The sequence below is a fragment of the Martinezella sp. CNPSo 3795 genome, from assembly GCF_057784475.1.
In genome coordinates this window covers 231,086-243,832 of the sequence record NZ_JBXSOQ010000007.1, presented here as the reverse complement: position 1 = coordinate 243,832, position 12,747 = coordinate 231,086, and the positions used below count along the sequence as shown (strand labels likewise).

The window sequence follows — 12,747 nt, the reverse complement described above, 5'->3', positions numbered from 1 at the left end:
GATTTCAAGCACAACCAGTCCCGGCAAGATTCCCCGCCCTTGTTCTAAGCAGACATCCCGTGCAAAGCATGTCCCAATTAATCATGGTGCGGAAAAGTGGAGGCAGCTGGCGGATGATCCTGGTGACGGGTGCGACGGGTTTTGTCGGACAAGCTCTGTGCACGGAGCTTTCCCGCCGGCGAATGGAGTATCGGCCGGTCAGCCGCAACTTCCGCCCAGGCTTCGTCGCCATCGGGACGATGGATCGCGATACGGATTGGACCGATGCGCTTGCCGGCGTCGATGTCGTCATGCATCTGGCGGCCCGCGTCCATGTCATGAACGAGAGCGCCGCCGATCCCTTGGCTGCGTTCCGAGCCGTCAATGTCGATGCGACCGTCAACCTGGCGCGACAAGCCGCGGCCGCGAGCGTAAAACGCTTCGTCTTCCTGAGCTCGATCAAGGTCAATGGCGAGGAGACGGCGGAGGGGGAGCCTTTCAAGGCTTCCGATATACCGAATCCGGAAGATGCCTACGGCCGCTCGAAACTGGAGGCGGAGGAGGCCTTGCTCGCGATATCAGCGGAAACGGGCATGGAGGTCGTCATCATCCGGCCGCCGCTCGTCTATGGTCCCGGCGTTAAGGCGAATTTCGCAAGCTTGATGAGGTGGGCTGCGCGGCCGTTTCCCTGGCCGTTTGGGGCGGTTCGAAACCGCAGGTCGCTCGTTTATATCGGCAATCTCGTCGATTTCATGCTGCTCTGCGCCAGCCACTCTGCCGTCAGTAATCGTGTATTCCTGGTCAGCGATGGCGAAGATCTTTCGATTGGCCAGCTGATCTCCAAACTATCTCTGGCTGCAGGGCGCAAGGCTTGGATACTACCGCTGCCGCCTGCGCTGCTTGAGGGACTTGCCGCAATTCTGGGACGTCGAGCCGCCGCGCGGCGATTGCTTAGCTCGCTTCAGGTCGATATTGGCGAGACGCGGGCGCTCACCGGCTGGTCGCCGCCTTACTCCGTCGAAGAAGGGTTGGCGGCAACGGTCGCCGGCGGGGATAAAGGCGCGCTGAGCTAGCGTTTCAGCCTTACAGACTCCAGACTGAGTGACCTTCCAGCAGAGGATTACTCCGATCGAGAGCTGCCTTCACGTCGACGACGACGCCGTTCTCGCTCAAGAGATCGAGGATAGTGGCTGCACCTTCCGCCAGATAGGATTTATGGGGAACGGCAAGCACGACGGCATCAAGCTTGCCGAAATCCTTCAGCTCCATCAGGCGAATGCCGTATTCCTCCTCGGCTTCCGCATGGCTCGCCATCGGATCGTGCACCAGCGGCTCCAGGCCGAACTGATGCAGTTCGCTTATAATGTCGGGAACGCGGCTGTTGCGCAGGTCAGGCACATTTTCCTTGAAGGTCAGACCGAATATGCCGATGCGCGCGCCATTGATCGGCTTTTTCGCCGCAACCAGCATCTTGATGAGCTTCTGGGCAATGAAGGCGCCCATTCCGTCATTGATGCGGCGGCCGGAGAGGATGACTTCGGGATGATAGCCGAGCTCTTCTGCCTTGGCAGTCAGATAATAGGGGTCGACGCCGATGCAGTGGCCGCCGACCAGGCCGGGAGTAAAGGGCAGGAAGTTCCATTTCGTCCGTGCCGCCTTTAAAACATCGGCGGTGCGGATATCCATTTTCTCGAAAATGATCGAAAGCTCGTTCATCAGTGCGATGTTGACGTCGCGCTGGGTGTTTTCGATCACCTTGGCGGCCTCGGCCACCTTAATACTCGGGGCGCGATGAATGCCCGCCTCGACCACGGCACCATAGATGGCGGCGATCTTTTCCAAGGTTTCCGCATCATCGCCGGCGACGACCTTCACGATGCGCTCAAAGGTGTGTTCCTTGTCGCCAGGGTTGATTCGTTCCGGCGAATAGCCGACATGGAAATCCTCGCCCTGGCGCAGCCCGGAAACTTCCGCCAGCACCGGGCCGCAGACCTCTTCGGTAACGCCGGGATAGACGGTCGATTCATAGACAACGATTGAACCCTTGCGCAGGACTTTGCCGACGGTGCGCGAGGCGGAAATCATGGGCCGCAGGTCGGGCTGGCGGTTCCGATCGATCGGCGTCGGCACGGCAACGATGAAGATATCGCGATCCTTGAGATCCTCGATCTCGCTGCTGATGTGCAGTCCGCTCGACCGCAGCCGTTCAGAAGAAATCTCCCGGGTATCGTCCTTGCCCGCCTGCAGCGCAGTGACGCGAGAGGCTTTGATGTCGAAGCCGACCACATCATGGAATTTTTCGGCAAGCGCAATCGCGACAGGTAGGCCAACATAACCGAGGCCAATGACGGCAATTTTTTCGTTCAACACAACATACCTCGAACACTCCGCCTGAATTAGCCCGAATTTGAAGCTGATGTCAGCGCCTAATATTTGCCCTCGGGATCATTTCAGCCGCAGTCGCATGAATGTGATGACCGGTCGGTCACTTTGAAACAAGTGTGAAACGGCGGCATTGCGGCATTTCGTGACAAGAGTTTCAGGTGGGTGATGGGACGTCTATCGAAACTTTCTGATTTCGAACCTATTTATTGGGAGTGACTTCATTTCTTTGAAAGCGTATTCGCAATGCGAAACAGCTATCTCAAACATCTGCGCACACAGCGCGAGCAGCTTGAAGCCAAGCTTGAGCTGCACATTGCCCGCTATTGTTTTGGCGAAGGCGAGGTGGACGACGGTACCGAGGCGGAGCTCCGTCAACGCATCGCGGAAATCTCCGACGAGATTGCCGCTCTCGAGGCCGAACGCGCGGAGTAAGATTTGCGCGCGCCACCTCACTTTATCGTCATGCTAGGTCCTTGCTTTCCGAATTCGTCATGCGTGCATCGGCGCGGAACGCTTCCATACCAATCTTGTGTAGATGGCGGTATTGCGCGGTATCAGGCGGGATCCGGCTCGCCTCGATCAAGGCGCCGAGCAGGAACGCACGATCGGCCTTTCGCAAGCCAGCCTTGATGATCAATCCGCCGAAGATCATCTTTTCGCGCGTTTCGCGCTTGCGATCTTTTATCATGTCACGCTGCTGCCTGCGTTCGAGAAGCATAATCCGCTGATCTAGCCTCTTAAGTGGATGCGCCCGTTTTCCTTTTTTCACCGTCGCGAAATCGCGCTGTGATTTCGGCGAGAACCTCATTGAGCTCGGCGTCGGAAATGTCCAGTTCCGCGAGACCTGCCCTCCGTGCCGCGCTAGCGAAACGTTCATTGGCCTTGGCGACCATCCTCTTGCGCTTCTCCCTGAGCAGCTCGATCTGCGTGTCCATCTCGGAAGCCGTGCTTCTTGCACGCATGCCCTGTCCTTTCTTTCATCGGGATCAAATCTAATGGAATCTTTTATACTGCATTAAATGCAGTAGTCAAATGGACTGAAATAATATAGGAAAGTGGAATTCATCCTAGAAAACCGGCCTATTATGGGCCTTTTCGCCAGGTCTCTCGATATCTATGCGGTACCGATGTGCTGGAAAAGGAAGAGTCAAATTTGGCTATTATGTTTTTGAGAGCGAAAATGATCAGCCGCGGAGCGGGACAGAGCGTTGTCTCGGCTGCTGCCTATCGCCATCGTACCAAGATGACGGATGAGCAGGTGGGGACCAAGTTCCGCTACTCCGCAGGCGCGGCCGAACTCATATACGAGGAACTCGCTCTTCCTGATGATACGCCGGCATGGTTGCGAGTTTTGATCGACGGACGATCGGTTGCCGGCGCCAGTGAAGCGCTCTGGAATGTTGTCGATCGTTTCGAGACCCGGTGCGATGCACGGCTTGCGCGCGAGATCATCCTTGCCCTTCCAAACGAGCTCAGCAGGACGGAGAATATTGCGCTGGTGCGCGATTTCGTTCGCGAGAACCTCCTGTCGTGCGGAATGGTTGCAGACTGGGTCTATCACGATAAGAAGGGAAATCCGCACGTCCACGTTATGACCACACTGCGTCCGCTGACCGCGGAAGGGTTTGGGCCGAAGCAGATCGCTATCGTCGACGACACCGGCGAGCCTCTGCGCCTCAAAAGCCCAGATAGGCCGAAAGGAACAATCATTTACCGTCCGTGGGCAGGCAACAAGGAAACGATGGAGGAGTGGAAGCTTGCCTGGGCTCAAACGCTAACGCGCCATCTGGCACTTGCCGGTCACGATATCCGCATAGACGGCCGCTCCTACGAGGAGCAGGGATTGCGGGGAATGGGGCGGCGCCATATCGGTCCTGCCCGTACGGCGCTTCTACGCAAAGGTGCCAATGTCTATTTCGCGCCGGCGGCATTGGCACAGCGTTACGAGACGGCGGAACGCCTCACTGCCGACCCCGGGCTACTGCTTAGGCAACTCAGCAATGAGCGCTCGACCTTCGATGAAACCGAGATTGCCCGCGCCCTGCACCGCCATGTTGATGATCCAATCGTCTTTGCCAATATCCGCGCGAAACTGATGGCGTCTGAGGAATTGGTAATGCTGCGGCCGCAGAAGGTGAGTGCGGAAACTGGTGCGGTCGAGCTGCCGGCAGTCTTCACGACGCGCGCGACGATCAGAACCGAATTCCACATGGCGCGGTCGGCATTCAATCTCTCGAACATCGGTGGCTTTGCGGTATCACCTTCCCAAGTTGATGCTGCGATTGTTGAGATTGAGGCGGCGCCCGACAAGGCCATTCGCCTTGACCCTGAGCAGCTCGATGCGGTTCGGCATGTCACAGCTGATAGCGGCATTGCCGCAGTCGTCGGTATTGCGGGCGCTGGCAAATCGACATTGCTGAGCGTGGCACGTATTGCCTGGGAGCGAGACGGCAGGCGCGTCCTCGGAGCGGCGCTCGCCGGTAAGGCGGTGGAGGCATTGAATAGCAGTTCCGGGATCCGTTCGCGTACAATTGCCGCTTGGGAGCTTGCCTGGAAAAACGACTATGACCTGCTGCAGAAGGGCGACGTGTTGGTTCTAGACGAAGCTGGCATGGTATCGTCGCAACAGATGGCGGGTCTTCTCAAACGCGTCGAGGATGCGGGCGCGAAAGCAGTTCTTGTTGGCGACGCAATGCAACTTCAGCCGATCCAGGCGGGGGCTTCCTTCCGTGCCATCATCGAGCGGATCGGCTTTGCCGAATTGGTCGGCGTTCGCCGCCAGCGGCACGAATGGGCGCGAGAGGCGTCCCGTCTGTTTGCCCGTGGAAATGTTGAGGAAGCCTTGAAGGCCTATAGCGCCCATGGCCATCTCCTTGAAAGTGACACGCGCAATGATGCGGTTCAACGCATCGTCTCCGACTGGGCCAGCGCTCGCCTTGAGGTCATTGCCAAGGCGCAGGTCGAAGGTCGTAAGTTGCGTGGCGACGAGTTGATGGTTCTGGCCCACACCAACAGCGATGTGAGACGCCTCAACGACGCGATCCGTGCGATCCTGTTGCAACAGGATGCGCTTGGGGAGGGTAGGTCGTTTCGTACAGAGCGCGGCATACGTGAGTTTAGCGAGGGAGACCGGATCATCTTCCTCGAAAATGCACGGTTCGTCGAACCCAAAGCCCCTCACTTAACTGTTCAGCACGTCAAGAACGGCATGTTTGGAACGGTCATATCGACAGCGGGTCGAGGCGGGGTACCATTGCTTTTGGTTCGGTTGGACAGTGGTCGGGATGTCATGTTCTCCGAGGAGACTTATCGCAACGTCGACCATGGCTACGCTGCAACGATTCACAAGACTCAAGGATCGACCTTCAACCGCGCTTTCGTGCTGGCAACAGGCATGATGGACCGACACCTGACATATGTTGCCATGACGCGTCATTGCGAGCGTGTCGATCTTTATGCGGCAAGGGAAGATTTTCAGCCAAAGTTCGAACGGGCCAAGACGACACGCGTCGAGCATGCCACTGGCATCACCGGCGAGGTTGTTGAAATCGGACTTGCGAAGTTTCGCAAGCGGGACGACTCTGGTCCTTCTCCTTATGTCGACGTCAGAACGACCGATGGAACCACGCATCGCCTTTGGGGCGTCAATCTGCCCAAGGCGCTTGAGACGGCCGGCGTCGGGGTCGGGGATATAGTGACCATGCGCAAGGAGGGGACTGAAAAAGTTACCGTTAAAATGCCCGTTGTTGATGAGGAAACGGGGGCGAGGCATTTCGAGGATCGCATTGTCGGCCGCAATATTTGGACGGCATATTCAATTGATAAGGCCGAGGCTCGGATGGAGCAAATTGACGCCGAACACCGCCCGCCGACGCTCTTTGCGCAATTGATTGAACGGCTGTCGCGCCCCGGCGAAAAGACGACGACGCTCGATTTCGAAAACGAGCCGTCTTATCAATCCGTAGCTTTCGATTTCGCACGGCGGCGCGGCATCGACACTATCGCGGAGTATGGTTACGCCGTCGAGTTACAGGTGGAGCGCCTATCCAATTGGCTCACGGCAAAAAGTGATCATGTGGCGCGGCTCTGGCGACGGGCGAACGTGCCCCTGGAGGTGCCAGTCGCAACTTCAGGGGGGAATGCTTTTATTCACTCAACACACGACAGAGACGCCTTGCCCGTTCCGGGGGCGGATGCTTCCGATCTATTACCCGCAGTGAACTCCCTTAGCCCATCGTTTGCAGAAGAGGCGCGTCTCGCCCAACTCGCATCTCCTGCGATGTTGCCGGCGGTCACGAAATTCAATGTAAGCCTCGACGAGGAGGCCCGAACACGCGTAATCGAGACTGAGCATTACAAACAGGCGAGAGCAGCACTCACCGCGACTGGGTCCGTGATCTGGCGCGATCCCGCAGCCGCTGTGGCGATGATCGAAGATCTGGTGCATAAGCAGATCGACCCTGAGCGTATTGCACGTGCCGTCGCCACAGAGCCAACTGCCTATGGCCCTTTGCGCGGTAGCGGCAGAACGTTGGATAGGCTGCTCGCTGGTGGCCGCGAGCGTAGGGAAGCTCTGCGGGCGGTTGAAGCAGTTGGTGCTAATGTACGCTCTCTGGGGCGATTTTACTTGAGCGCTTTTGAGGACGAAAAAGCGGCGGTCATGATAGAGCGGGAACGGATGGCAATACCTATTCCGGCGTTGACGAGAACCGCTCAGACAGCGCTGCGACACATTTCGTCCGAGACGGAGAAGAAGCCGCGCGAACTGGCACGATTGGTCCGGTCGTTGTCGGCAGATGTCCGTCAGGAATTTTCTCTCGTTAGCAAGGCACTTGATGCTCGCTTCGGACCCGGTGTCATTTTGCGCAATGAAGCTGATGCTGCCAACATGGTCTCAAAGTCTCAGCAGACGGACTTCAAGGCCATCCTGGGCCAATTGCGCATGGTCCAACGTGTCGTCGCTACAGATAGGGCAGAAGAGATTATCGCCGAGCGCCAACTTCGAACGATCAACCATGCCCGTGGCGTTGATCGCTGAGAGCATCCGGAGATTTTAGAGGGAACGATAGGCTTATATCCGGACCGACCGGCGCCGCACGGCGATGTTTCGCTTCTCCAGCGCGCAAACGTCTCGACATCGGAGGTCATTCGGCGCGATAAGGTCGGAGACGATCGAAGCGAGCGAGAAAGCAATGAAGCCGAGCCTGCCCACCCTTCTGAGCATCAATGGCGGCTATGTCGATACCGCGGGGTTTCTTGCCCTGCATGGCCTGTTCACGGCGCATGTCACGGGCAATTTCGTCACGCTCGGCGCTTCCCTGGCGCTTGGAACGTCGGGCGCTCTCGCCAAGCTTCTGGCGTTGCCGGTTTTCTGCGTCGTCGTCATTCTCGCCCGTCTCCTTGGCGGCGATCTCTCGCGGCGCAATCTGCCGACGCTGCAGATCATCCTCTCGCTGAAATTGCTGCTATTAGCGTTCGCGGCGATCCTCGCTTTGCGCTTCGGTCCGTTTGGCGATGGAGACGGCTGGCAGCCGCTTCTGACGGGCATGACCCTTGTCGCGGCCATGGCCATCCAGACGACGGCGCATCGCATTCACCTCGGCTCGACACCACCGACGACCATGATGACGGGCACGACGACGCAGATCATGATCGACATCGCCGATCTGCTCCATGGTGCCAAGCCAGAAGAAAAGGCGGCGATGCAGGCGCGGCTTCGCCGCATGGGAGCGGCCGTCGGCGGCTTTGCCTTCGGCTGCGCGCTGGCGGCGGCGCTTTTCCTGATCGTCGGCATGGCTTGTTTCCTGCTGCCGCCGGTTCTGGCGCTTGCGGGAATTCTCATGCATAGCGGTAAGGCGGAGGTGAAGCCGGCTTAGCTTTTTCGCCTACGTCCATTCTTGAGACTACCAATCTTGCTCCTTTCTCCCGCCTTGCAAGTCGGCTACAGCTCTCTAAGTGTACGCGTCGGATCGAACCGGTCCGCCGCGTTCGAGGCGGCAAATCCTTGTGAGTTAAGAAGGGATGGTCATGGCAGGAGAAACGGTGCTTGTGGTCGGCGGAGCCGGATATATCGGTTCGCACACTTGTCTGGATCTGGCGAATAAGGGGTTCAAACCCGTCGTCTACGACAATTTCTCCAATGGGCATCGCGAATTCGTCAAATGGGGTCCGGCCGAGGAAGGCGATATCCGCGATCGGGCGCGCCTCGACGAGGTGCTGGCCAAGCACAAGCCTGCCGCTATCCTGCATTTCGCCGCACTGATCGAGGTCGGCGAGTCGGTCAAGGATCCCGTCGCCTTCTACGAAAACAATGTCATCGGCACGCTGACGCTGCTGTCCGCAGCGCAGGCGGCCGGTGTGAAGGCTTTCGTCTTCTCCTCGACCTGCGCAACATACGGTCTGCCGCAGAGCGTGCCGCTGGACGAGAGCCATCAGCAGGTGCCGATCAATCCTTATGGCCGCACGAAATATATCGTCGAGCAGGCGCTGGCGGATTATGACCAATACAAGGGGCTGCGCTCCGTGGTTCTGCGCTATTTCAATGCTGCCGGCGCCGATTTCGAGGGGCGCATCGGCGAATGGCATACGCCGGAAACCCATGCGATCCCGCTCGCCATCGATGCCGCCCTTGGTCGCCGTCAGGGCTTCAAGGTCTTCGGCAGCGACTATGACACGCGCGACGGCACCTGCGTGCGCGATTACATCCATGTGTTAGACCTCGCAGACGCTCATGTGCGAGCCGTGCAATATTTGCTTGATGGCGGCGATTCCGTCGCGCTCAACCTCGGCACCGGCACCGGTACGACGGTGAAGGAATTGCTCGGAACGATCGAGACCGTGTCGAACCGGCCGTTTCCGGTCGAGTATGTCGGCCGCCGCGAGGGCGATTCGACGACGCTTGTCGCGAATAACGACAAGGCTCGCGATATTCTTGGCTGGTCGCCGCAATATGACCTGACCGAGATCATCCAATCCGCTTGGAATTGGCATGCCAAATCCAACCAGCACTAAACGGCGTTCTGTCGCTGGTGTTGAGGGCAAACGCCCGAATGTCCTGCTGATTTCAGCCGACCAGTGGCGGGGAGATTGCCTCTCCGCCGTCGGGCATCAATGCGTGAAGACGCCGAATGTCGATGCGCTCGCGCGGGAAGGCGTGCTCTTCCGGCGGCACTATGCCGGAACGGCCCCCTGTTCGCCGGCGCGCGCGACGCTCTATACCGGTCTTTACCAGATGAACCATCGTGTTTGCCGCAATGGTTCGCCGCTGGATGGCCGTTTCGACAATGTCGCGCTCGCGGCGCGGCGGGCCGGCTATGACCCGACGCTGTTCGGCTATACCGACACGGCACCCGATCCGCGCAGCCGCGATCCCCACGATCCGCATCTGACCACCTATGAGGGCGTACTGCCCGGCTTCACGCCGCGGCAGCTTTTGCCCGAGCACGAGAAACAATGGCTTTCCTGGCTGCGGTCGCGCGGCCATGCCGATGCCGTCAGCCGGGATATCCATATTCCCGTCGGCGCCGGAGCCGGCGAGATTTCCAGCAACGCACCCGCCTACTCCAAGGAGGAGACGCAGACGGCCTTTCTGGCGGGCGAATTCATCCGCTGGCTCGGCGAACAGGATCAGCCCTGGTTCGCGCATGTTTCCTTCCTAAGGCCGCATCCGCCTTTCTCGGTGCCGGAGCCTTATAACCGTATGTTTTCGGCCGCCGACGGCCCGGCCTTTGCGCGCGCCGCCGATCGCGAGACGGAAATGGCAGCGCATCCGCTGCTCGCCTTTGGCCTACCGCTGATCGGCAAGAGCGGCTTCATCTATGGCGGCAAAGGCTCCATCAGCGACTGGACGTCACAAGACTTTGCGACGATCCGCGCGATCTATTACGGCATGATTGCCGAGGTCGACGCGCAGCTCGGCCGGATCTGGCAGGCATTGAAGGATGCCGGCGCCTGGGACGATACCATCATCGTCTTCACATCAGATCATGCCGAGATGATGGGCGACCACTGGATGCTCGGCAAGGGCGGTTTCTTCGACGGCAGCTATCATGTGCCGCTCGTTATTCGCAATCCCGGCCAGCTTGCCACGCACGGCCGGCAGGTGGAGCATTTCACCAGTGCTGCGGATATTTTCCCGAGCCTGTGCGACCGGCTTGGCATCGCCCCGGCAAATCATGTCGATGGCGAAAGCCTGCTGCCGTTCCTTTCCGGTTCCGAGCCGGAAAACTGGCGCGACGCGGCTTTCTGGGAGTTCGATTTCCGCGATATTGCCGAGGGTGTCCCCGAGCAGCATTTCGGCTTGCGGTCCAACGCCTGCAATCTGGCTGTCGTTCGCGACGAGCGCTTCAAATATGTCCATTGCGCCGGGCTGCCGCCGCTGCTCTTCGATTTGGCGAAGGATCCGGCCGAGCTGTCCAATGTCGCCGAAGACGGCGCCTATATGGCGATCAGGCTCGCCTATGCCGAAAAGCTGCTCTGCCTACGGGCGGAGCATCTCGACCAGACGCTCGCCTATACGGAACTGACGGAAAAAGGGCCGGTCTCGCTCCGGCCCTGAATCGTCTTAGCCGAGTGCGCCGAGATAATTCATCTTGCCCACCGCCAGGCCGCGGCTGCGCAGGATGTCGTGCGCCGTGGTGACGTGGAAGAAGAAGTTCGGCAGCGCGAATTTCGCCAGGTAATCTTCGCCCTTGAAGGTGATCTTGTTGCCTCCCGGCGTGATCGTCACTTCCCGGGTTTCGCTGCCTTCCATGGTGGCCGGCGTGATCGTCGCCAAAAAATCCTGCGTCTTCTTCAGACGCTCCCGCAAGTCTGCGACGGTCGTCTCGTTATCTTCGAAACGCGGCGCATCGATCCCGGCGAGACGGGAAATGGTGAGCTTCGCCGTATCCGAGGCGCGCTGGTACTGGCCGGAGAGCGGCAGCATGTCGTCGATCAGGCGCGCGGAAACGAGTTCCTCCGCCGCAATGCCTTTCTCCGTGGCATAGGCTTCGATCTTGTCGAGATAGGCCGAAAGGTTTTGCAGGCCGCGTTGAAAGATGGGGACTGAGAAACTGTACATCGAGGGCATGCGTTTTCTCCATTGCGGGCCGCGGCGCGGCTGGTGGGTTTGCCGACATTCTATTCCGTTTCCATGTCGATGGAATAATCGTTCCACGGTATCGGCGCTCATATGTAGGTTTTGACCGCCTATTCTTGCACCAGCGGACACGAGAAAACTCGTCGTCGTGAGGTCCCGTTTCGGGGACTAGAATTTGCTGTTGACCTTTCCCTTGAAAAATGGAATGAATATTCCGGATAGAGAATTTTACGGTTTGTTTGTTCCGTTTTTCGATGTGGTCGCCATGGGAGTGGCGGCTGAATTGACTAGAGGCCCCGCAGTCGAAACTGGGGGCTCCGGCATTTTGGAGGGGTGTGGCCGGGCACCTTATCTGGGAGGAAAACATGAAGAAATTTATCCTTGGCTCCGCGATGGCTCTTCTGCTGTCAACCGCTGCCCACGCCCAAACCATCGGCGTTTCGATGGCGCTCTTCGACGACAACTTCCTGACCGTTCTGCGCAACGGCATGCAGGACTACGCCAAGGACAAGGGCGTGACCCTGCAGGTCGAAGACGCCCAGAACGACATCGCCAAGCAGCAGAGCCAGATCCAGAACTTCATCGCCAGTAAGGTCGATGCCATCATCGTGAACCCGGTCGATACCGACGCGACGGCTGCGATTTCCAAGCTCGCCGCCGACGCAAAGATCCCGCTCGTCTACGTCAACCGCGAGCCGGCAAACGTCGACAGCCTTCCGGATAAGCAGGCTTTCGTCGCCTCGAACGAGCAGGAATCCGGTACGCTGGAAGCCAAGGAAGTCTGCCGGCTGCTGGGCGGGAAGGGCAAGGCCGTCATCATGATGGGCGAGCTTTCCAACCAGGCTGCCCGCATGCGCACCAAGGACGTCCATGATGTCGTGGCGACCGACGAGTGCAAGGGCATTAAGATCGTTCAGGAGCAGACCGCCAACTGGCAGCGCACCCAGGGTGCCGACCTGATGACCAACTGGCTCTCCAGCGGCATCGAATTCGATGCCGTCATCTCCAACAATGATGAAATGGCGATCGGCGCTATCCAGGCACTAAAAGCTTCCGGCAAGTCGCTGGACAAGATCGTCGTTGCGGGCGTCGACGCCACGCAGGACGCGCTTGCCGCCATGCAGGCTGGCGACCTGAAGGTCACCGTGTTCCAGGATGCCGCCGGCCAGGGCAAGGGTGCAGTCGATGCCGCACTCAAGCTTGCCAAGGGCGATAAGGTCGAGAAGAAGGTCTATATCCCCTTCCAGCTCGTCACGCCGGCTAACGTCAAGGACTTCGTCAAGAAGAACTGAGGACGAGAGTGA

General features: G+C 58.8%; 11 protein-coding genes. 7 read left to right on the top strand and 4 right to left on the bottom strand.

The annotated features are described in order from the left end of the window. The first annotated feature begins 113 nt into the window (after positions 1-113). Positions 114-1,052, top strand: coding sequence for a UDP-glucose 4-epimerase family protein (locus AC13QY_RS20635; RefSeq protein ID WP_113389760.1), 939 nt, complete (start codon positions 114-116; stop codon positions 1,050-1,052). A 10-nt stretch (positions 1,053-1,062) separates the two neighbouring features. On the opposite strand, the gene AC13QY_RS20630 is transcribed toward AC13QY_RS20635, so the two are convergent. Further along, complete coding sequence (locus AC13QY_RS20630; RefSeq protein WP_113352753.1) at positions 1,063-2,349, bottom strand: nucleotide sugar dehydrogenase; 1,287 nt, start codon at positions 2,347-2,349, stop codon at positions 1,063-1,065. A gap of 258 nt (positions 2,350-2,607) precedes the next feature. Here AC13QY_RS20630 and AC13QY_RS20625 point away from each other — a divergent pair, with 258 nt between their 5' ends. Continuing rightward, entirely contained in the window at positions 2,608-2,796 is a 189-nt protein-coding gene (locus tag AC13QY_RS20625; protein WP_113352752.1) for a hypothetical protein, read from the top strand. A gap of 28 nt (positions 2,797-2,824) precedes the next feature. Here AC13QY_RS20625 and AC13QY_RS20620 read toward each other — a convergent pair whose 3' ends face one another. Continuing rightward, on the bottom strand, positions 2,825-3,133 hold the full coding sequence (locus tag AC13QY_RS20620; RefSeq protein WP_308936556.1) for a conjugal transfer protein TraD: 309 nt from the start codon (positions 3,131-3,133) through the stop codon (positions 2,825-2,827). After that, positions 3,102-3,326, bottom strand: a complete 225-nt coding sequence (locus tag AC13QY_RS20615; protein WP_113352751.1) for a TraC family protein — start codon at positions 3,324-3,326, stop codon at positions 3,102-3,104. Before AC13QY_RS20615 ends, AC13QY_RS20620 begins: the two co-directional genes overlap by 32 nt. 191 nt (positions 3,327-3,517) lie before the next feature. On the opposite strand from AC13QY_RS20615, the gene traA reads away from it, so the two are divergent. The 4 genes from traA to AC13QY_RS20595 all read left to right on the top strand — a co-directional run bounded on the left by traA (position 3,518) and on the right by AC13QY_RS20595 (position 10,921). Next, entirely contained in the window at positions 3,518-7,402 is a 3,885-nt protein-coding gene (gene traA, locus AC13QY_RS20610) for a Ti-type conjugative transfer relaxase TraA (protein WP_488493911.1), read from the top strand. Between the two features lie 154 nt (positions 7,403-7,556). Next, on the top strand, positions 7,557-8,240 hold the full coding sequence (locus AC13QY_RS20605; protein WP_113331396.1) for a YoaK family protein: 684 nt from the start codon (positions 7,557-7,559) through the stop codon (positions 8,238-8,240). Between the two features lie 151 nt (positions 8,241-8,391). Continuing rightward, complete coding sequence (galE, locus tag AC13QY_RS20600; protein WP_069611643.1) at positions 8,392-9,375, top strand: UDP-glucose 4-epimerase GalE; 984 nt, start codon at positions 8,392-8,394, stop codon at positions 9,373-9,375. Then, positions 9,353-10,921: an alkaline phosphatase family protein gene (locus AC13QY_RS20595; protein ID WP_113352749.1), complete on the top strand. Its 1,569-nt coding sequence runs from the start codon at positions 9,353-9,355 to the stop codon at positions 10,919-10,921. The genes galE and AC13QY_RS20595 overlap by 23 nt, the downstream gene beginning before the upstream one ends. A 6-nt stretch (positions 10,922-10,927) precedes the next feature. Here AC13QY_RS20595 and AC13QY_RS20590 read toward each other — a convergent pair whose 3' ends face one another. After that, positions 10,928-11,434 carry a DUF1993 domain-containing protein gene (locus tag AC13QY_RS20590; RefSeq protein ID WP_113396415.1) on the bottom strand — a complete coding sequence of 169 codons (507 nt, stop codon included), beginning with the start codon at positions 11,432-11,434 and terminating at the stop codon, positions 10,928-10,930. 374 nt (positions 11,435-11,808) lie between these two features. On the opposite strand from AC13QY_RS20590, the gene AC13QY_RS20585 reads away from it, so the two are divergent. Then, entirely contained in the window at positions 11,809-12,735 is a 927-nt protein-coding gene (locus tag AC13QY_RS20585) for a sugar ABC transporter substrate-binding protein (protein ID WP_113396414.1), read from the top strand. Positions 12,736-12,747: the final 12 nt, after the last annotated feature.